Source organism: Klebsiella sp. Sb-30, from assembly GCF_057652795.1.
Genome location: NZ_CM172749.1, coordinates 2,131,635 through 2,154,451, shown reverse-complemented (window position 1 = coordinate 2,154,451; position 22,817 = coordinate 2,131,635). Strand labels below are relative to the sequence as shown.

General features: G+C 58.9%; 13 protein-coding genes, 2 tRNA genes and 4 other RNA genes. 9 read left to right on the top strand and 10 right to left on the bottom strand.

The annotated features are described in order from the left end of the window. Positions 1 to 135 precede the first annotated feature (135 nt). From AC236I_RS10060 to AC236I_RS10035, 6 genes are all read left to right on the top strand, one after another. Positions 136 to 220 (top strand) — tRNA-Tyr (locus tag AC236I_RS10060). Positions 221 to 355: 135 nt separating this feature from the next. After that, positions 356 to 440 (top strand) — tRNA-Tyr (locus tag AC236I_RS10055). 46 nt (positions 441 to 486) lie between these two features. After that, positions 487 to 616, top strand: a non-coding RNA gene (locus AC236I_RS10050) — RtT sRNA. Positions 617 to 662: 46 nt separating this feature from the next. Then, a non-coding RNA gene (locus AC236I_RS10045) (RtT sRNA) lies at positions 663 to 792 on the top strand. Between the two features lie 46 nt (positions 793 to 838). Beyond that, positions 839 to 968: non-coding RNA, RtT sRNA (locus AC236I_RS10040), on the top strand. 45 nt (positions 969 to 1,013) lie between these two features. Further along, a non-coding RNA gene (locus tag AC236I_RS10035) (RtT sRNA) lies at positions 1,014 to 1,143 on the top strand. Between the two features lie 119 nt (positions 1,144 to 1,262). Here AC236I_RS10035 and AC236I_RS10030 read toward each other — a convergent pair. Continuing rightward, positions 1,263 to 1,706: an Lrp/AsnC family transcriptional regulator gene (locus tag AC236I_RS10030; protein ID WP_004863438.1), complete on the bottom strand. Its 444-nt coding sequence runs from the start codon at positions 1,704 to 1,706 to the stop codon at positions 1,263 to 1,265. A gap of 108 nt (positions 1,707 to 1,814) precedes the next feature. Between AC236I_RS10030 and AC236I_RS10025 the strand changes: the two genes are divergently transcribed. Then, a complete protein-coding gene (locus tag AC236I_RS10025; protein ID WP_004863441.1) occupies positions 1,815 to 2,711 on the top strand; it encodes a DMT family transporter in 897 nt (298 codons plus the stop codon). An 18-nt stretch (positions 2,712 to 2,729) separates the two neighbouring features. Here AC236I_RS10025 and narI read toward each other — a convergent pair whose 3' ends face one another. From narI to AC236I_RS10000, 5 genes are all read right to left on the bottom strand, one after another. After that, complete coding sequence (gene narI, locus AC236I_RS10020; protein WP_004863445.1) at positions 2,730 to 3,407, bottom strand: respiratory nitrate reductase subunit gamma; 678 nt, start codon at positions 3,405 to 3,407, stop codon at positions 2,730 to 2,732. Beyond that, positions 3,407 to 4,117 (bottom strand): nitrate reductase molybdenum cofactor assembly chaperone, encoded by a 711-nt coding sequence (gene narJ / locus AC236I_RS10015; RefSeq protein WP_004863449.1) that lies wholly within the window; start codon positions 4,115 to 4,117, stop codon positions 3,407 to 3,409. The genes narI and narJ overlap by 1 nt, the downstream gene beginning before the upstream one ends. Further along, the gene (narH, locus tag AC236I_RS10010; RefSeq protein ID WP_392529497.1) at positions 4,114 to 5,652 is read right to left on the bottom strand and encodes a nitrate reductase subunit beta; all 1,539 of its coding nucleotides are present in this window, start codon (positions 5,650 to 5,652) and stop codon (positions 4,114 to 4,116) included. The genes narJ and narH overlap by 4 nt, the downstream gene beginning before the upstream one ends. Beyond that, positions 5,649 to 9,392: a nitrate reductase subunit alpha gene (locus AC236I_RS10005; RefSeq protein ID WP_032717155.1), complete on the bottom strand. Its 3,744-nt coding sequence runs from the start codon at positions 9,390 to 9,392 to the stop codon at positions 5,649 to 5,651. The genes narH and AC236I_RS10005 overlap by 4 nt, the downstream gene beginning before the upstream one ends. A 344-nt stretch (positions 9,393 to 9,736) precedes the next feature. After that, positions 9,737 to 11,128 carry a NarK family nitrate/nitrite MFS transporter gene (locus AC236I_RS10000; protein ID WP_004863461.1) on the bottom strand — a complete coding sequence of 464 codons (1,392 nt, stop codon included), beginning with the start codon at positions 11,126 to 11,128 and terminating at the stop codon, positions 9,737 to 9,739. 311 nt (positions 11,129 to 11,439) lie between these two features. Between AC236I_RS10000 and narX the strand changes: the two genes are divergently transcribed. Next, complete coding sequence (gene narX, locus AC236I_RS09995) at positions 11,440 to 13,218, top strand: nitrate/nitrite two-component system sensor histidine kinase NarX (RefSeq protein WP_004863464.1); 1,779 nt, start codon at positions 11,440 to 11,442, stop codon at positions 13,216 to 13,218. Between the two features lie 10 nt (positions 13,219 to 13,228). Further along, positions 13,229 to 13,879 carry a two-component system response regulator NarL gene (gene narL / locus AC236I_RS09990; RefSeq protein ID WP_004863467.1) on the top strand — a complete coding sequence of 217 codons (651 nt, stop codon included), beginning with the start codon at positions 13,229 to 13,231 and terminating at the stop codon, positions 13,877 to 13,879. On the opposite strand, the gene AC236I_RS09985 is transcribed toward narL, so the two are convergent. From AC236I_RS09985 to AC236I_RS09970, 4 genes are all read right to left on the bottom strand, one after another. Then, complete coding sequence (locus AC236I_RS09985; protein ID WP_162661061.1) at positions 13,876 to 15,252, bottom strand: YchO/YchP family invasin; 1,377 nt, start codon at positions 15,250 to 15,252, stop codon at positions 13,876 to 13,878. The two genes, narL and AC236I_RS09985, sit on opposite strands and share 4 nt — an antisense overlap. Before the next feature lie 104 nt (positions 15,253 to 15,356). Then, a complete protein-coding gene (locus AC236I_RS09980) occupies positions 15,357 to 17,957 on the bottom strand; it encodes a nitrate reductase (RefSeq protein WP_487608782.1) in 2,601 nt (866 codons plus the stop codon). Continuing rightward, positions 17,957 to 22,018: a nitrite reductase large subunit NirB gene (nirB, locus tag AC236I_RS09975; RefSeq protein ID WP_487608781.1), complete on the bottom strand. Its 4,062-nt coding sequence runs from the start codon at positions 22,016 to 22,018 to the stop codon at positions 17,957 to 17,959. The genes AC236I_RS09980 and nirB overlap by 1 nt, the downstream gene beginning before the upstream one ends. Positions 22,019 to 22,027: 9 nt before the next feature. After that, positions 22,028 to 22,816 (bottom strand): ABC transporter ATP-binding protein, encoded by a 789-nt coding sequence (locus tag AC236I_RS09970; protein WP_004863483.1) that lies wholly within the window; start codon positions 22,814 to 22,816, stop codon positions 22,028 to 22,030. Position 22,817 lies beyond the last annotated feature (1 nt).

Genomic DNA, 22,817 nt, shown 5'->3' with positions numbered 1-22,817 from the left:
CATTGCGTCTTTACGCGTAAATTTCAGGCAACCAGTTTAATTTTATCAACGGAAAGCTTTACAGGGGCGCATCATTTGATATGATGCGCCCCGCTTCCCCAGAAGGAAGCAGGCCAGTATTAAGCATTGCCCCGTGGTGGGGTTCCCGAGCGGCCAAAGGGAGCAGACTGTAAATCTGCCGTCATCGACTTCGAAGGTTCGAATCCTTCCCCCACCACCATTATTCACCACAGCAACGTGGTAACCCCGGTAGGCCTTTGCGAGGTTTGCACTTATCGGGAAGGGTGAGGCGCGAAGCGATAAATAATCCTTCAACCACCATCAAAAGTATTACGCTCAAGTAGTTCATACCCCTGGCGGGGTTCCCGAGCGGCCAAAGGGAGCAGACTGTAAATCTGCCGTCATCGACTTCGAAGGTTCGAATCCTTCCCCCGCCACCATCGCTTTCCTGCGACTTATTCATTATATCCATCTCGTTTGCACCATATTCTGCCCGTGCAGGGAAGGATGAGAAGCTTCGACCAGGTTCGATTCGAGCGCAGCGAGAAAGCGTTGCCGCAGGCAACGACCCGAAGGGTGAGGCGCGAAGCGACGAATAATCCTTCCCCCGCCACCATCGCTTTCCTGCGACTTATTCATTATATCCCTCTCGTTTGCACCATATTCTGCCCGTGCAGGGAAGGATGAGAAGCTTCGACCAGGTTCGATTCGAGCGCAGCGAGAAAGCGTTGCCGCAGGCAACGACCCGAAGGGTGAGGCGCGAAGCGACGAATAATCCTTCCCCCGCCACCATCACTTTCCTGCGACTTATTCATTATATCCATCTCGTTTGCACCATATTCTGCCCGTGCAGGGAAGGATGAGAAGCTTCGACCAGGTTCGATTCGAGCGCAGCGAGAAAGCGTTGCCGCAGGCAACGACCCGAAGGGTGAGGCGCGAAGCGACGAATAATCCTTCCCCCGCCACCATCGCTTTCCTGAGACTTATTCATTATATCCCTCTCGTTTGCACCATATTCTGCTCTGCAGGGAAGGATGAGAAGCTTCGACCAGGTTCGATTCGAGCGCAGCGAGAAAGCGTTGCCGCAGGCAACGACCCGAAGGGTGAGGCGCGAAGCGACGAATAATCCTTCCCCCGCCACCATCACTTTCCTGCGACTTCTTCGTTATACCCATCTCGTTTGCACTATATTCTGCCCGTATGGGAATTAGCTCCGCATCAAGCGAAACGGTTAACACATTGATGCTGCTATTCAGGTGACGTTACATCGGCGGCAGACGGCGGGTTACCGGCGAGCTTTTTACTATCGAAGTATTACACTGGGCATGCTCGGCCAGACCATCCAGCAGGGTATCAAGCTGCGCAATATCCCGCACCACCAGGCGCATCACAAAGCAATCCTCGCCCGTGACCTTGTCACATTCAATGCATTCTGGCATTGCCTGGATATATTTATCGACCTTCTGCAGCAAGCCCGGTAGCGGTCTGACGCGAACCAGCGCCTGTAGGGTATAACCGAGCGCCGCAAGGTTAACCCGGGCGCCGTATCCCTGAATCACCCCGCGCTCCTCCAGTCGCTTCACCCGCTCTGCGGTACTGGGTGACGTCAATCCCACCCGCGCGCTCAACACCTTGAGCGATATACGCGCATCTTCTGCCAGACAGGCCAGAATGGCGCGATCGATATTATCAATTAAGTGTTCCATTCGTTTTACCTGATAAATAAAAGCAATACTCGTCTTTTACCTTAGATCATGCATGTCAACCTGTCAGCAGATTAACGACAATATCGGCATCATCACGGAGGTAGAAAAATGGCACATACAGTAACGGGCGTCTGGCAAATGAGTCTGGCGATGATCATTTCGGGTTCGATCGGCGCCTTCGTTTTACTCTCCGGCTTGCCGGTTATCGATGTGGTCTTCTGGCGTTGCCTGATTGGCGCCCTGACCTTACTGGGGTTTATCTCTTTCAGCCGACAGCCGTTCAGCCAGCTCACGCGGCTAACGCTACTGCTGGCGATCCTCGGTGGCATCGCGCTGGTCATTAACTGGCTGCTGCTGTTTGCCGCTTACGCCCGAATTTCGATTGGCATGGCTACCGTGGTGTATAACACTCAGCCGTTTATGCTGGTACTGATGGGAATGCTGACAGGCGAGCGGGTGACGCTGATTAAATGGGGCTGGCTAACGTTGGCTTTTTTCGGCGTGGTCGTCCTGCTCTCCAGCGAGCTGATGCAGGCTCATGGTAGCCAGCTGGCTACGGGTATTGCGCTGGCCCTTGGCGCCGCCTTTTTCTACGCCTTGACTGCGATGATCGCCCGCAAGCTGCGTCCGCTTCCGCCTCAGCATATCGCCTTTATTCAGGTTATCGTCGGGACAATCATGCTGCTACCGCTGGTTCACGCCCCCGATTTCACCGCCGCGTTCCCCTGGCATTACCTGCTGATTCTGGGCATTGTGCATACCGGCATTATGTACCAGCTGCTCTATAGCGCGATTCAGAAACTGCCGACGCCCATAACCGGTACGCTCTCCTTTATCTATCCGCTTGTGGCGATGGTTGTCGATTATCTGCTCTTCCATCATGCGCTGACGCCGGTGCAGTTGGTCGGAGGCCTGCTGATTCTGTTTGCGGCGGCGGGAAATAATCTCGGCTGGGGCGACAGGCTGGCGTCTGGCCACAAAAAACCCCGCCAGAGCGGGGTATAATTCTGCCGGACCGGGCGATCAGCGGCGGGCGCGGACTATCTGATATCTGCGCGTCAGGTATTCTACCGGCACGCTCCAGATATGTACCAGACGGGAGAACGGGAACAGCAGGAACAGCGTCATCCCCAGCACCAGGTGCATACGGAAAATAAAGGCGACGCCGTCCAGGTGTGCGGACGCCCCGCCGTGGAACGTCACCACGGACTGTGCCCAGTTCACCAGCTTCATCATTTCGCTGCCATCCATATGCTGGGCGGAGAACGGAATAGTCAGCAGGCCCAGCGCACACTGGAGAATCAGCACGGAGAGCACCAGAATATCGGCACCGGTCGTGGTTGCCCGTACGCGCGGGCTGAACAGACGACGTTTCAGCAACAGCACGCCCCCCACCAGACACATCACGCCGGAGGCGCCGCCGGCAAACATCGCCATTTTCTGCTTCACTTCCAGCGGCAGCCACGCTTCATACATCCAGTGCGGCGTCAGCATCCCAAGGAAGTGTCCGGCGAAAATCCCCAGAATCCCGATGTGGAACAGGTTAGACGCCAGATTCATCCCTTTGCGATCCAGCATCTGACTGGAGGCGGCGCGCCAGGTGTACTGTCCGTAATCGTAGCGCAGCCAGCTCCCAATCAGGAACACCGCTCCGGCAATGTAGGGATAGATGTCAAAGAAGAACATATTCAGGAAGTGCATTATTGCTGTCCTCCGTTAGAGATATTCAAATATTGCGGGGCCACGGCTCCGGCAAAACGACGCTGGTGAGCGGCGATATCGGACTCACCGCAGCCTTGATCGGCAAAGAATTTCACCTGTTCTTCTTCCCAGACGGCATCCAGCGCCTGCGGCGTATCGTCACGCGCTTCATCAGCGATTTTTTCCGCAACTTTCGCTTCATCTAGCGCACTGTTTGCCAGCTTCAGCAGCTGTTCAAACAGAACGGCATAGCGGCTTTCACGCTGCTGCAGACGCGCGCAAAGCAGCGCCAGAATCGGCGCGATATCCTGCAGACCGCCAATGGCTTCGCTCTCCGGCAGCTGCGCGAGATATTCCAGATACAGCGGCAGATGATCGGGCAGCTCGCGGCTGTCGAGCACCAGACCGTGCTGCTCATACTGGTTCAGCAGATCGACCATCGCCTGCCCGCGGTCGCGAGATTCGCCGTGCACGTGCTCAAACAGCAGCAGCGAGGTTGCGCGCCCCCGGTCAAACAGTTCGCTGTAGGCGGCCTGGGCATCCAGCAGATCCTGCGCGGTTAAATCACGCAGGAAGACGCCCAGGGCCTGGGCATCCGCTTTTTCCAGTTTCTCTGACGTAGCCAGAACGTCGAAGAGTTCATTTTGATGCTGCCATAAGTCCGCATCCGGGTACTCAAGCAGACGTGAAACAACCACGAGTTCGATCATGCGTGCGGCTCCGTTTTGCTGGTCACATCCACGGCATCGATGCGGCGGCTGTTGAACAGGTTGAAGGACGAATCAGACCCGTGACAGCCGTCACCGAAGCTAAAGCCACAGCCGCTTTTCTCCGGGAAGGCTTCGCGCGCCAGCTCACGATGGCTGCTCGGCACCACGAAACGGTCTTCGTAGTTGGCAATCGCCAGATAGCGGTACATCTCCTGCGCCTGCGCTTCGGTCAGCCCGACCTCTTCCAGCGCCCGCGTATCGATAACCCCATCGACGGTTTCCGTACGTTTGAAGTGACGCATCGCCAGCATGCGTTTCAGCGCCAACAGCACCGGCTGGGTATCGCCTGCGGTCAGCAGGTTGGCCAGATACTGGACCGGGATACGCAGGCTTTCGACATCCGGCAGGATGCCGTTGCTGCCCAGTTCCCCCGCATCGGCGGCGGACTGGATCGGCGACAGAGGCGGCACATACCAGACCATCGGCAGCGTGCGATATTCCGGGTGCAGCGGCAGAGCCAGCTTCCAGTCCATCGCCATTTTATAGACCGGCGATTTTTGCGCCGCATCAATGACGCTCAGCGGAATGCCGTCTTTCTGCGCCTGCTCAATCACTTTCGGATCGTGCGGATCGAGGAACACGTCCAGCTGACGCTGGTACAGGTCTTTCTCGTTCTCGGTGCTGGCCGCCTGCTCAATCGCATCCGCGTCGTACAGCAGCACGCCAAGGTAACGAATACGCCCGACGCACGTCTCAGAGCAGACCGTCGGCTGACCCGCTTCAATACGCGGGTAGCAGAAGATACATTTCTCGGATTTGCCGCTCTTCCAGTTGAAGTAGATCTTCTTGTACGGGCAGCCGGTAATACACATCCGCCAGCCGCGGCATTTGTCCTGATCGATCAGCACAATGCCGTCTTCTTCACGTTTGTAGATAGCGCCGCTCGGGCACGTTGCCACGCACGCCGGGTTGAGGCAGTGCTCGCACAGGCGCGGCAGATACATCATGAAGGTGTTTTCGAACTGGCCGTACATCGCTTTCTGCATGTTCTCGAAGTTTTTGTCTTTCGACAGCTTCTCGAACTCACCGCCCAGATCGTCTTCCCAGTTCGGGCCTTTCTCGATCTTGTCCATCCGCTGACCGGTAATCAGCGAGCGCGGACGCGCGATGGGCTGCGCCTTGCTGTCTGCCGGCGCGTTGTGCAGCGTCTGGTAGTCAAAATCAAACGGCTCGTAGTAATCGTCCAGACCCGGCAGATGCGGGTTAGCAAAGATTTTACCCAGCAGCAGCGCTTTGTTACCCATGCGCGGCACCAGCTTGCCGTTGATCTTACGGATCCAGCCGCCCTTCCATTTTTCCTGATCTTCCCAGTTGGTCGGGAAGCCGGTACCGGGCTTGGTTTCAACGTTGTTGAACCACGCGTACTCGGTTCCTTCACGGCTGGTCCAGACGTTTTTGCAGGTCACTGAGCAGGTATGACAGCCGATGCATTTATCGAGATTCAGCACCATGCCGACTTGTGAACGAATTTTCATTTTACGCTCTCCTGTACCTGGTCATTGCCTTCGCCATCCAGCCAGTTAATGTTCTTCATCTTACGGACTACTACGAACTCATCGCGGTTAGAACCGACGGTGCCATAGTAGTTAAAGCCATATGCCAGGTGCGCATAGCCACCGATCATATGGGTCGGTTTCGGCGTAATACGCGTCACCGAGTTATGAATACCGCCGCGCTGCCCGGTAATTTCTGACCCCGGCAGGTTTACGATACGTTCCTGCGCGTGGTACATCATGGTCATCCCGGCCGGCACACGCTGGCTCACTACCGCTCGTGCGGTCAGCGCGCCGTTGTTGTTGAAAACTTCAATCCAGTCGTTGTCTTCAACCCCAATCTCTTTGGCATCTTCTTCGCTCATCCAGACGACCGGCCCACCGCGACCTAAAGTCAGCATCAGCAGGTTGTCGCTGTAGGTGGAGTGAATGCCCCATTTCTGGTGCGGCGTGAGGAAGTTCAGCGCCTTCTCCGGGTTGCCGTTGGACTTCTCTCCCATCACCGATTTCACCGAGCGGGTGTCGATCGGCGGACGGTACACCAGCAGGCTTTCACCGAAGTCGCGCATCCACTGATGATCCTGATAGAGGGACTGGCGACCAGAAAGCGTACGCCACGGAATCAGCTCATGAACGTTGGTATAACCGGCGTTGTAGGAGACATGCTCGTCTTCCAGGCCAGACCAGGTCGGGCTGGAGATAATCTTGCGCGGCTGCGCCTGAATATCACGGAAGCGGATCTTCTCGTCTTCTTTGTTGAGCGCCAGGTGAGTATGGTCGCGACCGGTAAATTCGCTCAGCGCCGCCCAGGCTTTCACCGCCACCTGGCCATTGGTTTCCGGCGCCAGCGTGAGGATCATTTCTGCCGCGTCAATCGCCGTATCCAGCATCGGCTGGCCTTTTGCCGGGCCGTCCGCCTTGGTGTAGTTGAGCTTACGCAGCAGGTCCATTTCACTCTGGGTGTTCCAGGCGATACCTTTGCCCCCGTTACCGATTTTCTCCATCAGCGGACCGATAGAGGTGAAGCGTTCATAGGTCGCCGGGTAGTCGCGCTCAACCGGAATGATATGCGGCGCGGTTTTACCGGGAATCAAGTCGCACTCGCCTTTTTTCCAGTCCTTGACGTCCAGCGGCTGCGCCAGTTCGGCGGCGGAGTCGTGCTGAATAGGCAGCGTAACCACGTCGGTTTCTTTACCCAGATGACCGACGCAGACTTCGGAGAATTTCCTCGCGATGCCTTTGTAGATTTCCCAATCGCTTTTCGATTCCCAGGCCGGGTCGACGGCGGCAGACAGCGGGTGAATAAACGGATGCATATCCGAGGTATTCATGTCGTCTTTTTCGTACCAGGTGGCGGTCGGCAGCACGATGTCAGAATAGAGACAGGTGCTCGACAGACGGAAGTCCAGCGTCACCACCAGATCCAGTTTGCCGTCGAGGCCGTTATCCCGCCACTCCACCTCTTCCGGCTTCACGCCGCCCTGCTTGCCCAGATCCAGCCCCTGAATACCGTGCTCGGTACCCAGCAGGTACTTCAGCATGTACTCGTGGCCTTTACCGGAGGAGCCCAGCAGGTTGGAACGCCAGATAAACAGGTTGCGCGGATGGTTTTTGCCGTTTTCCGGCTGCTCCGCCGCAAAGCGAATCGAGCCTTCTTTCAGGGATTTAACGGTGTAATCCACCGCGCTCATGCCAGCTTTTTTCGCCGCATCGGCAATGCGCAGCGGGTTGGTGCCCAGCTGAGGCGCCGACGGTAACCAGCCCATGCGTTCCGCGCGTACGTTGAAGTCCAGCATGTGGCCGCTGTAGCGCGACTTGTCCGCCAGCGGCGACAGCAGCTCCTGCGCGGTGACGGTTTCATAACGCCACTGGCTGGAGTGGTTATAGAAGTAAGAGGTGCTGTTCATGTGACGCGCCGGACGCTGCCAGTCGAGTGCAAACGCCAGCGGCTGCCAGCCGGTCTGCGGACGCAGTTTTTCCTGGCCCACGTAGTGCGCCCAACCGCCGCCGCTCTGGCCGACGCAGCCGCAGAAGACCAGCATGTTGATCAGACCACGATAATTCATATCGAGGTGGTACCAGTGGTTCAGACCGGCACCGACAATGATCATCGAACGACCGTGGGTCTTATCAGCGTTATCGGCAAATTCACGCGCGGTACGAATGATGTGCGCGCGGGAGACGCCGGTAATTTTTTCAGCCCACGCCGGGGTATACGCTTTAAGATCGTCGTAGCTGGTTGCGCAGTTTTCATCGTTGAGGCCGCGATCCAGACCGTAGTTGGCCATGGTCAGATCGTAGACGGTAGTCACCAGCGCGGTGGTGCCATCCGCCAGCTGCAGGCGTTTCACCGGCAGCTTGTGCAGCAGAATGTTTTCCAGTTCAACGCTGGCGAAGTGTTCGGTGCCGTCACCGCCGAAGTACGGGAAGCCAACCTGCGCCACATCGTCGTGGCTGCCGAGCAGGCTCAGGCGCAGTTCAACCTCTTCGCCGGTGGTACCGTTACGCTGCTCAAGGTTCCATTTCCCTTTTTCACCCCAGCGATAGCCGATAGAGCCGTTCGGCGCCATCATTTCACCTTTTTCATCAAAGGCGACGGTTTTCCATTCCGGATGTTCTTCCTGGCCCAGACCATCCACCAGGTCGGCCGCGCGCAGCATGCGGCCCGCGGCGTAATAGCCGTCTCGCTCTTCCAGCATCACCAACATCGGCATATCGCTGTAACGGCGAACGTAGTCGGTGAAATACTGGCTCGGTTTATCGAGGTGGAATTCGCGGAGCATGACGTGGCCCATCGCCAGCGCCATCGCCGCATCGGTGCCCTGCTTCGGCGCCAGCCACAGGTCGCACAGCTTGGCGATCTCGGCGTAGTCCGGAGTAATCGCCACGGTCTTGGTGCCTTTATAGCGAACTTCGGTGAAGAAGTGCGCGTCCGGCGTACGGGTCTGCGGTACGTTGGAGCCCCAGGCGATAATGTAGCTGGAGTTATACCAGTCGGCTGATTCAGGGACGTCGGTCTGCTCGCCCCAGGTCTGCGGGGAGGCCGGCGGCAGATCGCAGTACCAGTCATAGAAGCTGAGACAGGTGCCGCCAATCAGCGACAGATAGCGCGCGCCGGAGGCATAGGAGACCATCGACATCGCCGGGATTGGCGAGAAGCCGGCCACGCGGTCCGGGCCGTAGGTTTTGACGGTGTAGACGTTAGAAGCCGCGATCAGCTCATTCACTTCCTGCCAGGAGGAACGAACGAAACCGCCGCGCCCACGCGCCTGTTTGAAGCTTTTGGCTTTATCGGCGTCTTCAATAATGGATGCCCAGGCATGCACCGGATCTGAATGCTGCGCTTTCGCTTCGCGCCACATTTTCATCAGCCGTTTGCGCATCAGCGGATACTTCAGACGGTTGGCGCTGTAGAGATACCAGGAGTAGCTGGCGCCACGCGGGCAGCCGCGAGGCTCGTGGTTTGGCATATCCGGGCGAGTACGCGGATAGTCGGTCTGCTGGGTTTCCCAGGTGACGAGACCGTTTTTAACGTAAATCTTCCAGCTGCATGAGCCGGTGCAGTTTACCCCGTGAGTGGAGCGCACAATTTTGTCATGCTGCCAGCGCTGGCGGTATCCATCCTCCCAGTCCCGGTTGGTTTTTAGAAGCTGGCCATGCCCATCGGCAAAGGTTTCACCCTTCTGTTTGAAGTAGCGAAACCGGTCCAGGAATTTACTCATCGGGTTTCTCCTGTTTGGAGCCTGACGGCTCTCTGATAAATCGACATTGCTGGATTTGCAGCGAAGGTAACGCTATGAAAGAGGGAGAGAATTGATAACGATCAATGCGATAGGGCTTATAAATAGCCCCTCAAGCGACAAATACCTCCGAAGTGGTAGCATTTTCTATTTTTTATCTTTATGTTTTTTAAGGAATTTAATGAAAAATGAGCGATTGTTGTACGCCTGTGGCGTGCGCCAGGGTATTAAGGGGTAGATACCCCTGTCGGCGGGTTGAATTCAGTCCTGACGACATAAAAAAGGGGCGCAATATACATTGCGCCCCGTGAGCAAACAGAGATGGCTTAAGACTTCTGCTTACGACCGTAAACCGCCCAGGTAATCAGAACGCAGGCGACATAGAAGACGAAAAAGATCTTCATGGCGCCAGCCGGAGAACCGGTTAGTTCCAGAGAAATACCAAACGCTTTCGGGATAAAGAACCCGCCGATAGCGCCGATGGCAGAGATAAAGCCCAGCGCTGCCGCCGTATCCGTTGCGGCTTCACGCATCGCCTGCTCTTCATTACCGCCCTGCGCTTTTACGCGTTCCATCGTCATTTTACGGAAGATAACCGAAATCATCTGGAAGGTAGACGCGCTGCCCAGACCGGCGGTCAGGAACAGCACCATAAACACGCCGAAGAAGGCAATGAAGCTGCCGCCGACGCCATTCGTTGGCAGCGTCAGGAACAGCAGGCCGCTGAAGATAGCCATCACCACAAAGTTCACCAGCGTGACGCGGGTACCGCCCAGACGGTCAGAGATAGCCCCGCCCATCGAACGCGCCAGCGCGCCGATAAACGGCCCGAAGAAGGCAAAGTGCAGAATCTGAACATCCGGGAACTGGGTTTTCGACAGCATCGCAAAGCCCGCCGAGAAGCCGATGAATGAGCCAAAAGTGGCCAGATAGAGCAGCGCCATAACCCACAGATGGGCGCGCTTCAGTACCGGCAGCTGCTCGCTCAACGATGCCTTCGACGCCGACAGATCGTTCATAAAGAACCACGCCGCCAGGGTGAAGATAATCAGGAACGGCACCCAGATCCACGCCGCGTTTTCCAGATACAGCATGGAACCGTCCGGCTGCTCGCTGCCCGTACCGCCAAAGACGGCGAAAATAGACAGTGAAACCACCAGCGGGGCAACCAGCTGCATCACGCTGACGCCCATATTGCCAAGGCCGCCGTTAAGACCGAGGGCGCCGCCCTGCTTCTGTTTCGGGAAGAAGAAGCTGATGTTGGCCATGCTGGAAGCAAAGTTCGCCCCGGCAAAACCGCAAAGCAGAGAGATGATCACAAAGACGCTGAACGGCGTAGAGGTATCCTGCACCGCGAAGCCCAGCCACACGCAGGGGACGATCATGATCCCGGTACTGAAGGCGGTCCAGCGACGGCCACCAAACAGCGGAACCATAAAGGCATAGGGAACACGCAATAACGCCCCGGAGAGCGCCGGCAGCGCGGTCAACATAAACAGCTGGTCGGTCGAGAACTGGAAGCCGACCTTATTCAGATTGACCGCCACCGCGCTGAACAACATCCAGACGCAAAACGCCAGCAGCAGACAGGGAACGGAGATCCACAAATTCCGGCTTGCAACGCGGTGGCCGCGCTGCTGCCAGAACTCGGGATCTTCAGGACGCCAGTCGGTGATGACTGAAGTACTGGCCTTCTCCGGTAGGGAAGATTGACTCATAAATACCTCTGATTATTCATATATCCTGCCGCTACCTTAGGGGTTACAGAGGGCGGTAAGTTGATATAAATCAAAGGAAAAGTGGTCATTAAATTGTTTAAAAAAAGCCCATCACCCGAAGTGAGTAGCCATTTTCGCTAAAAAAAGTGTGGTTTTTCACATGGCTGCCGGGTTTAAGCCATCGTCTCCCGCAAACCTACCCACCACCGACAATTAAGGGGTAATCCCTTATGGGTATGGGTATACTCCATGGGATATCCGAGAATAGACGCCACTCCCGGATGGTTTGCCGGTCAGGAGCCACGCACGCTATGTTAAAACGTCTTTTTACCCCGCTTACGTTAGTGAATCAACTGGCGTTAATCGTGCTGCTATCGACAGCGATTGGCGTCGCAGGAATCGGTATCTCTGCCCGTCTGGTACACGGCGTACAGGGCAGCGCACACGCGATCAATAAAGCCGGTTCGCTGAGAATGCAAAGCTATCGTCTGCTGGCGGCAATCCCGCTCACCGAGGGCGATAGCAAGCTGCTCGACGACATGAACGCCACCGTCTTCAGCGAAGAGCTGCAGAATGCCGCCCTCAGAGACGGCCAGGATAGCCAGCTTAAAGCGCTACAGCAGTACTGGCAGCTGGAACTGGCGCCGGGGATGAAACATGCGCAGAATCAGGCTACCGTCGCCACGGATGTCGCCAGCTTTGTCGACCGGATAGACCACCTGGTCACCTCTTTTGATCACACCACCGAGCAGCGCATCCGCTACGTCGTCTGGCTGCAGCGGGTGATGGCTATCGGCATGGCGCTGCTGTTTCTGTTCACTATCGTCTGGCTGCGGGCCCGTCTGCTGCGCCCGTGGAAACAGCTGCTGGCCATGGCCCGGGCGGTCAGCCATCGTGATTTTACCCAACGCGTCCATATCAGCGGCCGCAATGAGATGGCCAGCCTCGGTATGGCGCTTAACAACATGTCAAAAGAGCTGGCGGAAAGCTATTCGGTACTCGAACGACGAGTACAGGAAAAAACCGCCGGCCTGGAGCAGAAAAATGAAATCCTCGCCTTTTTGTGGCAGGCCAACCGTCGTCTGCACTCCAGCGCCCCGCTTTGTGAACGTATTTCACCGGTGCTCAACGGCCTGCAGGGGCTGACGCTGCTGCGTGATATTGAGGTGCGGGTGTACGACTTCGAAGATGAGGACAATCATCAGGAGTTCGCCTGTCACTCAGACTTAGAGTGCGATGACAAAGGCTGCTATTTATGTCCGCGCGATCTGCCGCCGCTGCCGGATGCCGGCACCACGCTGAAATGGCGGCTGTCCGATGCCCACAACCAGTACGGGATCCTGCTGGCGACGTTGCCCGTAGGCCGTCACCTGAGTCACGATCAGCAGCAGCTGGTCGATACGTTAGTCGAGCAGCTAACCTCCACGCTGGCGCTCGACAGACACCAGGAGCATCAGCAGCAGCTGATCGTGATGGAGGAGCGCGCCACCATCGCCCGCGAGCTGCACGACTCCATCGCCCAATCGCTCTCCTGTATGAAAATGCAGGTCAGCTGTTTACAAATGCAGGGCGAAAACCTGCCGGAAGAGAGCCGCCAGCTGCTGGGCCAGATTCGCAATGAGCTGAATACGTCGTGGGCACAGCTGCGTGAACTGCTGACGACCTTCCGCCTGCAATTAACCGAACCAGGACTGCGCCCGGCGCTGGAGTCCAGCTGCCAGGAGTATAGCGCCCATTTTGGCTTTACCGTCCAGCTTGATTACCAGCTACCGCCGCGCTTTGTCCCGTCTCATCAGGCTATTCACGTCCTGCAAATCGCTCGTGAGGCGCTGAGCAATGCGCTGAAGCACGCGCAGGCGACCGAAGTGACCGTGACCGTTTCGCTACGGGACAACCAGGTACGGCTGGTGGTTGCAGACAACGGCCGCGGCGTGCCCGATCAGGCGGAACGAAGCAACCATTACGGCTTAATTATCATGCGGGATCGCGCCCAGAGTTTGCGCGGAGACTGTCAGGTTCGTCGCCGGGAAAACGGCGGTACCGAAGTGGTCGTCACTTTTATCCCGGAAAAATCGTTTTCAATCCAATAAGGAGAACCCTATGAGTCAACAGGAACGGGCCACCATCCTTCTCATTGACGATCATCCGATGCTGCGCACCGGCGTCAAACAGCTGGTCAGTATGGCCAGCGATATTCAGGTTATTGGCGAGGCCAGCAACGGTGAACAAGGTATCGCCCTCGCGGAGACGCTGGACCCCGATCTGATCCTGCTGGATCTCAACATGCCCGGCATGAACGGTCTGGAAACCCTCGATAAGCTGCGTGAAAAGTCGCTCTCCGGCCGAATCGTGGTATTCAGCGTCTCTAACCACGAAGAAGATGTGGTCACCGCCCTCAAACGCGGCGCTGACGGCTACCTGCTGAAAGACATGGAGCCAGAAGATCTCTTAAAAGCATTGCAGCAGGCCGCGGCAGGCGAGATGGTCCTCAGCGAAGCGCTCACGCCGGTGCTGGCAGCCAGCCTGCGCGCCAACCGCGCCACCTCAGACCGCGATATCAGCCAGCTGACGCCGCGCGAGCGGGATATTCTCAAGCTCATCGCCCAGGGGCTGCCGAACAAAATGATCGCCCGTCGTCTGGAGATAACCGAGAGTACCGTGAAGGTGCACGTTAAGCATATGCTGAAGAAAATGAAGCTGAAATCACGTGTTGAAGCGGCGGTATGGGTACACCAGGAGCGGATTTTCTAAGGAGTATCCCGCCAGGTGACGCCGTCGGCCGAGAATTTGACCAGCGGCTCGGTCAGCGCCAGCGCGATCTCATTGGATGAAACGCGCTGACCCGTTTTGTCTTCCACGACCACCGACAGATGCCACAGATTGGTCGCTCCCGGCTCGCTGTTCCAGGCCGGAAGAATCACGCTCCAGCCGTCCGGGCTGCGGGTATCCACGGGAGACGTTAAGCTCAGCGACTGCGTATCGCCTTGCCATTTCAGCGACTTTATCCCATGCAGGCTACGAATTTGCAGCTTCAGCTGAACCGTCTCCCCCGGCTGTAAATCCCACGGCGGCGTCGCCAGGTAGACCGACAGCGATTTACGCTGACGATACTCGACCACCGGTAAATGATCGCGCTCCGGGCTGTCGTAACGACTGCCGCGCAAGGAGCGGCTGACCGCCACCTCATCGGCCGCCAGCTGCTGTTTAAGCGGCACGCCAAAACGGTAGTTCAGATTCAGTCCGACGTTGTTTTGACTGAGCCCGCTTTCGCCCTGCTTATGTTTTGCGGTCATAGTCACTAACGGCACGGGGGTATAGTTCAGCCCCACCGACACCGCCACCGGGTTACGGTAGCCGGTACCGGAATGGAACAGGTCGACGCTATCGCCAAAGTACTGCTCGACGCTGACGCTGGTATTAATATGCTGATAGAACGGTAGCCGCGCCTGGGCGGTGACATCGTAGCCGCTTGCCATCCGCTGTTCCTGGGTCAGGCTTTCGCCCTGCTGCCAGCTCCCGACGGGATGGTAATAGTTGGCCGACAGGCGCAAATATTCGCCCCAGGCTTCGGCACCAAGGCTGCCTCGCGCCATGTTTTCACCCAGCACTTTGTCGTAGAACGAGTTATAGCCCAGCAGCCAGTCGCCCGTTCGCCAGCGCTGTCCCAGACCGATGTTCCCCACCAGATCGTTTTCCCGCCGGGTGACGGAATACTGATTCCAGGTCAGGTAATCGCCGTTATCCTGCAGCGGGATAAACCAGCTGCCCTGACTGCCGGTGAAGTTGCCTTCTTTATCCACCCGCAGATCGACATTGGCATTGCCCCACGGCGAGAGCCAGTTTTCCAGCTGATGACTCAGCTCATTGCCAAGCTTGCCGATGGCCATCATTCGCGCCTGTTCGCCGGTCGTCAGGCCATTATCGCTCATGCTGGCCTCACCAAACTTTTTCGCGACTTCGGCAAAATGGCGGGCGTCGTCATCCACCTGCGGCGCAATCCCCAGATCCGGCAGCGCCGCCTGTTTTTCACTGAACGCCGTATTTCCCTGCAGGGCACGAGCAGGAACGCCTGCCAGCAGCAGGAGTATTGAAAGGAGTGGGGTCACGCGGTACGACACAGGCATTAAATCGGTTACATTGGCTCACGTAGGATAATGACAGTCTTTAAGTTTACCGTTTTTTTCCCTCTCCCGTAGCCCCAAAGGCAATTCCAGGAATAACCCGAACCTCATGCCCGTATCTGCTCCTCTGCCAGCAGCGCTTTGAGCTCGGGAATACAAGAGCCGCAGTTGGTACCGCATTTCAGCACCTTGCCCAGTTCGCCGACCGTGCGGCAACCGCTGGCGATGGCCTCACCAATCGCGCGTTCACCAATGCTCATGCAGCTGCAGACAATCCGCCCCGCAGGGGCTGCTTCGCCGCTTTTTCTCCCGCCGAGCAGCGCGTGCCGCTGCTCGGGCGTCTGCGGCGGAGAGTGAAACGCATCGGCGATCCACCCGGCATCGATTTGCGGCTCGCCAGGATTGCTCCACCAGCCCAACATCAGCCTTCCCTCATGCCAGGCCAGCAGGCTCCATACTGCCCCGGCCTGCGCGGTTTGTATCTGCCACTCCTGCTGACGACACCAGTCGGTTAGCCATCCCTGCGGAGGGTGTTCTCCGGCTAAAGAGAGATGGTTTACCGCCAGCGCGGCCCGCCGACGCCAGTGGACCGCGACCGGCAGCGGAACCGGCTGGCGACAAAATAGTTCACCGTGCCAGGCGGGACGCCAGGGTGCAATCGCCACCGCCACCTGTTTGCTTTCCGGCTGTCCGGACCAGGGATCCGTTACCGCCGACAGCAGGTCGTTGACCCGCCCCCGTCGGGCAAACTGATTATTCCAGTGCATCGGCACAAACAGCGAGCCGGGACGCTGCCCGCGGCTGACCACCGTTTTGGCTACCATCACTCCATTGCGCGACCAGATTCGCGCCAGTTCTCCCTCGCGCAGCTGCAGGCGTCGGGCATCCGCTGGCGCGATCTCCACGATCGGTTCGGCAATATGCTGCATCAGGCGCGGCACGCTACCGGTACGGGTCATAGTGTGCCACTGATCGCGAATGCGGCCGCTATTGAGGATCAGCGGATAAAAGGCGTCGGTCGCGGCACGCGTGGCCTGGGGCGTCACCGGCACCATGCGCAATTTGCCATCGCCGTGCCAGCCCTGCTGTAAATCAAGACCGCTGCCGCTGCGGCTGACCGGCCAGCGAACCGGCGCCAGGTTGTCCCACGCCTCACGGCTGAGATCCGCCAGCCCACCGATATCGAACGCCCGCTGGCCGTTATTTTCAAACCCCGAAAGCGCGGCATGCTCGCTAAAGACTTCGTGCGGATGGCGCCAGGCAAAGGCGGCGCCAAAGCCGAGCTGTTCGGCCATGCGCGCGATTATCCACCAATCGGCTTTGGCTTCCCCCGGGGGCGGCAGAAAGCTGCGCTGACGGGAAATACGGCGTTCCGAGTTGGTGACGGTGCCATTTTTTTCTCCCCACGCCAGCGCCGGGAAACGGATATGGGCAAACGCTGCCGTATCCGTCCGGGCGCTCACTTCGGAAACGATCACCAGCGGACAGCCGGCCAGCGCCTGGCTGACGGCAAGGCTGTCCGGCAGCGACACCACCGGATTGGTGCCCATAATCCACACCGCTTTCACCTCACCGCGGCCAATGGCGGCAAACAGGTCCACCGCCGTCAGTCCCGGCGTCTGCGCCAGCCGTTCGCTGCCCCAAAAGCGCGACAGCCGGTGCAGATCCTGCGGCTCAAAATTCATATGGGCGGCCAGCATCGTCGCCAGGCCGCCCACCTCGCGGCCGCCCATCGCATTTGGCTGTCCGGTCAGCGAAAACGGCCCGCAGCCCGAACGCCCGTACTTCCCGCTGGCGAGGTGGACGTTAATAATGGCATTACACTTGTCGCTACCGCTGGCCGACTGATTGATCCCCATGGTGTAGAGCGTTATCGCCCGCGGCGCAGCGATGAAATCACGATAGAACCCGGCGACCTGCTCCATGTCCAGCCCGCAGAATTCGGCCACCTGTGCCGTGTCCCAGGCTGCAGCGGCGGCCAGCGCCTGCGCCTGGTCGCGAAAATCGCCCGTCAGCGCACCGGCCTCGGCAATGGCGTTCAGTAAACCGACAAACAGCCCGCCATCGCTGCCGGGCGCAACCGCCAGGTGGCTATCGGCGATATCGCAGGTGGCGGTTCGACGCGGATCAATCACCACCACTTTCATCCGCGGATTATCACGTTTCGCCTGAACCAGCCGCTGATAGAGCACCGGATGCGCCCAGGCGGCGTTCGAGCCCACCAGCACCACCAGATCGCTGCTTTCCACGTCCTCATAGCTGCACGGCACCACGTCGGCGCCAAAGGCGCGCTTATATCCGGTCACCGCCGAGGACATACAGAGCCGGGAATTGGTATCGATATTGGCGGCGCCGATAAATCCCTTCATCAGTTTATTCGCCGCGTAGTAGTCCTCGGTGAGCAGCTGTCCGGAGGCGTAAAACGCCACCGCCTGCGGCCCGTGTTGCTCAATGATTTGCCGCAGCCGGCTACCGGCAACCGTCAGCGCCCGTGACCAGCTGACAGGTTCCCCCTCCAGCTCAGGCCTCAGCAATCGCCCCTCCAGGCCAGTGGTTTCGCCGAGCGCCGCGCCCTTTACGCACAGGCGTCCCAGGTTTGCCGGATGGTGCTCATCGCCGCGCACGCTGACCTGGCCATTTTCCTCCCTTCGTGCCAGCACGCCGCAGCCGACGCCGCAATAGGGACAGGTGGTGCGTATTTCATCCATCAGGAGGCCTCCGCACGCGCCAGCAGAAGCTGGTTCCCGACCCACACCGTGCCGTTTTCGATCTTCACCGGCCAGGCGCGGACCATCGGTTCACCGCCATCGCAGGGACGCCCGTCGCGCAGCCGGATACGATGTTTATACAGCGGCGAAATGACCATCGGCTCCCCGCCGGCATCGCCCAGCATACCGCGCGACAGCACGTTGGCGTCGCTACCGGGCTCCAGGTTGTCGAGGGCATAAACCTGTTCGCCAAAACGAAACAGCGCAATCTGCCGTTCGCCCAGCCGCGCGCCGATCCCGGCCTGGGCGGGAATCGCCGCCAGTTCGCAAATGGCCTGCCATGGCCGGGTCGACACCTCACCTTCGCGGCGTACCGGCGCGATGACCGGCTGAGGCTGACCGCGCAACATTTGCCGCTGCACGGCCTCATCCGGCCGATCGCTGTTAACATAGGAACGGAACAGCGCCAGCCGCTGCGGATCGTTCAGAGTGGTCTGCCATTCACACTGGTAGCTCGCCACCACCCGCGCCATCTCCTGCTCCAGCTCTTCGCCAATCCCGAGGCTGTCTTCCAGGATCACCTCGCGCAGGTAGTCGATTCCGCCTTCGAGGTTATCCATCCAGGTGCTGGTTCGCTGCAGCCGGTCGGCAGTGCGAATATAGAACATCAGCAGCCGATCAACCGTGCGGATCAGCGTCGCGCCGTCGAGGTCGCTGGCAAACAGATCGCCATGTCGCGGCTTCATCCCGCCGTTGCCGCAGACGTAAAGATTCCAGCCTTTTTCCGTGGCAATCACCCCGATATCTTTCCCCTGCGCCTCGGCGCATTCGCGAGTACAACCGGAGACCGCCATTTTGATCTTGTGCGGCGCACGCAATCCTTTGTAACGATGTTCAAGGGTGACCGCCAGCGCCGTCGAGTCCTGAACGCCGTAGCGACACCAGGTCGAGCCGACGCAGGATTTCACCGTTCGCAGCGACTTGCCGTAGGCGTGACCGGTTTCAAAGCCGGCCTCCGCCAGCTCGCGCCAGATAGCCGGCAGCTCTTCGAGCCGGGCGCCAAACAGATCGATACGCTGGCCACCGGTAATTTTGCTGTACAGCTGGTAGCGTTTGGCAATTTGTCCGATGGCAATCAGTCCGTCCGGCGTCACTTCGCCTGCCGCCATACGCGGGACCACTGAATAGGTGCCATCTTTCTGAATATTGGCGAAGTAGCGGTCATTGGTATCCTGCAGCGGTAAATGCGCCGGTTTCAGCAGATACTCATTCCAGCAGGAGGCCAGAACTGAAGCCACCAGCGGCTTACAGATTTCGCAGCCGTGTCCCTGACCGTAACGACTAATCAGCTGATCAAAGGTGTGGATATGATTCACGCGCACGAGGTGATAGATCTCCTGACGCGACCACGGAAAGTGTTCGCAGATATCTTTTTTCACTTCCACGCCCTGCGCCGAGAGCTGATATTCCATCACCTGCTTGACCAGCGCGCTGCATCCACCGCAACCGGTCGCCGCCCGGGTACAGCTTTTTATCGCCGGGATATCGCTGGCGCCCGCGCTGACCGCCCGGCAGATATCACCTTTAGTGACGTTGTGGCACGAGCAGATCTGCGCGCTGTCCGGCAGCGCCGCTACCCCCAGCGCTTTTGGCGCGCTCCCCTCCTGCACCGGCAGAATCAGGCTTTCCGGGCGCGCGGGCAGCGCCATCGCGTTCAACATCATTTGCAGCAGCGTGGCGTAATCGCTGGCATCGCCCACCAGCACGCCGCCCAGCAGCGTTTTGTTCTGCTGGCAGACGACAATTTTCTTGTAGATTTGCCCCGGACCATCCGTCCACTGGTAGCTCTGGCTACCGGGCGTGCGTCCCTGGGCGTCGCCGAAAGAGGCTACATCGATGCCCAGCAGCTTCAGTTTGGTGCTCATATCGGCGCCGCTGAAGCTCGCCTCTTCTCCAGCCAACATTGCCGCCGCCGTTCTCGCCATCTGGTAGCCCGGCGCCACCAGGCCATAGATTTTGTCCTGCCACAGGGCACATTCGCCAATCGCCAGCACCTGCGGATCGGAGGTGCGGCACTGATTGTCGATGACGATCCCGCCGCGCTCTCCTACCGTCAGTCCGCTGCCGCGCGCCAGCGTATCCTGCGGACGAATCCCGGCGGAAAAGACCACCATGTCGGTAGCCAGCGATCCGCCATCGGCAAAGTTCAGCACCAGGCCATTATCACCGCGCGCAATACTCTGAGTCGTCTTGCTGGTATGGACACCGACGCCAATATCATTGATTTTCTCCCGCAGCATCGCGGCGCCCGGGCTATCCAGCTGGACCGCCATCAGATTCGGCGCAAACTCCACCACGTGGGTTTCCAGCCCCAGCTGTCTGAGCGCGTTGGCGGCCTCCAGCCCCAGCAGCCCGCCGCCAATCACCACCCCGCGTTTTGCGCTGCTGGCGCAGGCGGCAATACGGTCGAGGTCGTCGAGGGTGCGGTAGACGAAACAGCCCTCCAGATCGTGGCCCGGCACCGGCGGAACGAATGGATATGAGCCGGTCGCCAGCACCAGTTTATCCCAGTGGGTTTCATGGCCGCAGGTATCGCGTACCACCCGCGCTTCACGGTCAATGGCCGTAATCGTCTCGGACAGCCGCAGTTCAATTCCGTGCCGGGCGAAGAAATCGCCGTCCACCAGCGACAGCGATTCCGCGCTACGACCGGCAAAATATTCTGATAAATGCACCCGGTCGTAGGCGGCGTAACGCTCTTCGCCAAACACCACGATCCGAAACTGTTGATGCAGGTTACGGCTGACGCATTGCTCGAGAAAATGGTGGCCGACCATGCCGTGTCCGACCAGCACCAAAACAGGTTTTGTCATAGAAAATTCACCTGCAGCGCGCGGCTGCGTTGAAGAAGGATCAAAAAGCCAGTCTGGCTGCGCGGGGGTAGCCAGCAGCGCGGTGAGCGGCGCGGCATTTGCGCAGTCGCCCAGCAGCAAAACAGCCTGAAGTTTGCCGTCGCGGACCAGCAGACGGCGGTAGTGGCGGGCCAGCGGGTCCCAGCTGGTCCAGATCTCATCGTGGTCGCTGGCCTGCGGATCGCCGGCGCTGAACAGCGCGATGCCGGTGACTTTCAGGCGGGTACCGCTATCCTGCCAGTGAAAATCCGCCTCCGGCGTGCCGCATAGCCGCCCGGCCAGCACCTCAGCCTGGCGCAGACAGGGCGCCACCAGTCCCCAGGTCTGGCCGTCAATTTCGCAGCATTCGCCAAGAGCGCTAACCCCCGGCAGCGCGGTCGCCAGCTGACGGTCCACGATAATGCCGCGCCGACAGGCCAGGCCGCTTCGCTGCGCCAGCTGAATGTTGGGGCGCACGCCGGTCGCCAGCACTACGCGACTGGCGGCAAACGCCCGGCCATCCTCCAGCACAACCTCATGCTCGCGAATCGCGGCAATCCCGCAGCCGGTGACGCACTGGATCCCTCGCTCCTCGAGCTGTTGCTGTAGCTGCTGACCGGCAAAGGCATCGGTTTGCTGTTCCATCAGTCGGTCGCCGCGATGCAGCAAAGTGACATTGTCACCATGACGTCGTAACGCAGCCGCAGCCTCGACGCCGAGCACCCCACCGCCGATCACGACCGCCGGGCCGCCGGTTGCCAGAATGGCGGCCACATCGGCAAAGGTGCGAAATGCGTAGACGTGCGGCAGCGCCACACCGGGCAGCGGCGGGATGAAAGCCTGTGAACCGGTGGCGAAAATCAGCTCATCCCAGGAGAGCTCGCCGCGGGTGGTGCGTAGCGTTCGCGTCGTCATCTCCACCGCCAGCACCGATTCATCGCTGCGTACCGTCACGCCGTGCTGGTGATACCACTCCTCTGGCAGCAGCCGCGTTTGCGCCAGCGTTTTTTCCCCACCCAGTACCGGTGACAGCTGGATACGGTTATAGGCCTGCCAGGGTTCATCCCCGATAATCACTATCTGAAATTTGTCGCCCCCCCGCGCCACCAGCGTCTCCGCCAGCCGGGTGGCCGCCATACCATTGCCGATAATCACCAGTCGCCGCTTCATCGCCGCCCCTTACGCCGCCTTCGGCTGTTTTTCGTAGAGGAAATGGAGAATCTGCTGACGCAGGTGGTGATAACGGCTGTCATCCGCCAGCTGAACACGATTACGCGGCCGGGGCAGGTCGATAGCGAGAATCTCGCCCACCGTCGCCGCCGGGCCGTTGGTCATCATCATGACGCGGTCAGAGAGCAGCACCGCCTCATCAACATCATGGGTAATCATCACGATGGTGGTGTTCAGCGCCTGCTGAATCTGCATCACCGCATCCTGCAAATGGGCGCGGGTCAAGGCATCGAGCGCGCCAAACGGTTCATCCAGCAGCAGCACCTTCGGCTTCATCGCCAGCGCTCTGGCAATCCCTACCCGCTGCTTCATGCCGCCGGAGATCTCCCCCGGACGCTTGTGCAGCGCATGACCCATTTGCACCCGCTCAAGGTTGTGTTCGATCCACGCCTTGCGCTCGGCTTTGCTCATGGTGCGGCGAAAAACCTGGTCGACCGCCAGCGCCACGTTGTCAAAGCAGGTCAGCCACGGCAGCAGGGAGTGGTTCTGGAAGACTACCGCGCGCTCGGGACCCGGCCCGGCGATTTCGCGGTTATCACACAGCAGTCCGCCTTCCGTGGGTAAGGTAATGCCGGCAATCAGGTTCAGCAGCGTGGATTTACCGCATCCTGAGTGGCCAATCAGGCTCACGGTCTCCCCTTCATAAATGTCGAAAGAGACGTTTTGCAGGGCCAGAAATTCGCCGCTGGCGGTATGGAAGCGCTGGCTGACGGCCTGCACCTGAATTAATGGTTTCATA

Coding starts and splice junctions, on each gene's coding strand:
- narL (WP_004863467.1), top strand. CDS start 13,229: ATGAGTCAACAGGAACGGGCCACCATCCTTCTCATTGACGATCATCCG.
- narI (WP_004863445.1), bottom strand. CDS start 3,407: ATGCACTTCCTGAATATGTTCTTCTTTGACATCTATCCCTACATTGCC.
- nirB (WP_487608781.1), bottom strand. CDS start 22,018: ATGAAGCGGCGACTGGTGATTATCGGCAATGGTATGGCGGCCACCCGG.
- AC236I_RS10000 (WP_004863461.1), bottom strand. CDS start 11,128: ATGAGTCAATCTTCCCTACCGGAGAAGGCCAGTACTTCAGTCATCACC.
- AC236I_RS10030 (WP_004863438.1), bottom strand. CDS start 1,706: ATGGAACACTTAATTGATAATATCGATCGCGCCATTCTGGCCTGTCTG.
- AC236I_RS10005 (WP_032717155.1), bottom strand. CDS start 9,392: ATGAGTAAATTCCTGGACCGGTTTCGCTACTTCAAACAGAAGGGTGAA.
- AC236I_RS09970 (WP_004863483.1), bottom strand. CDS start 22,816: ATGAAACCATTAATTCAGGTGCAGGCCGTCAGCCAGCGCTTCCATACC.
- AC236I_RS09985 (WP_162661061.1), bottom strand. CDS start 15,252: ATGCCTGTGTCGTACCGCGTGACCCCACTCCTTTCAATACTCCTGCTG.
- AC236I_RS10025 (WP_004863441.1), top strand. CDS start 1,815: ATGGCACATACAGTAACGGGCGTCTGGCAAATGAGTCTGGCGATGATC.
- narH (WP_392529497.1), bottom strand. CDS start 5,652: ATGAAAATTCGTTCACAAGTCGGCATGGTGCTGAATCTCGATAAATGC.
- AC236I_RS09980 (WP_487608782.1), bottom strand. CDS start 17,957: ATGGATGAAATACGCACCACCTGTCCCTATTGCGGCGTCGGCTGCGGC.
- narJ (WP_004863449.1), bottom strand. CDS start 4,117: ATGATCGAACTCGTGGTTGTTTCACGTCTGCTTGAGTACCCGGATGCG.
- narX (WP_004863464.1), top strand. CDS start 11,440: ATGTTAAAACGTCTTTTTACCCCGCTTACGTTAGTGAATCAACTGGCG.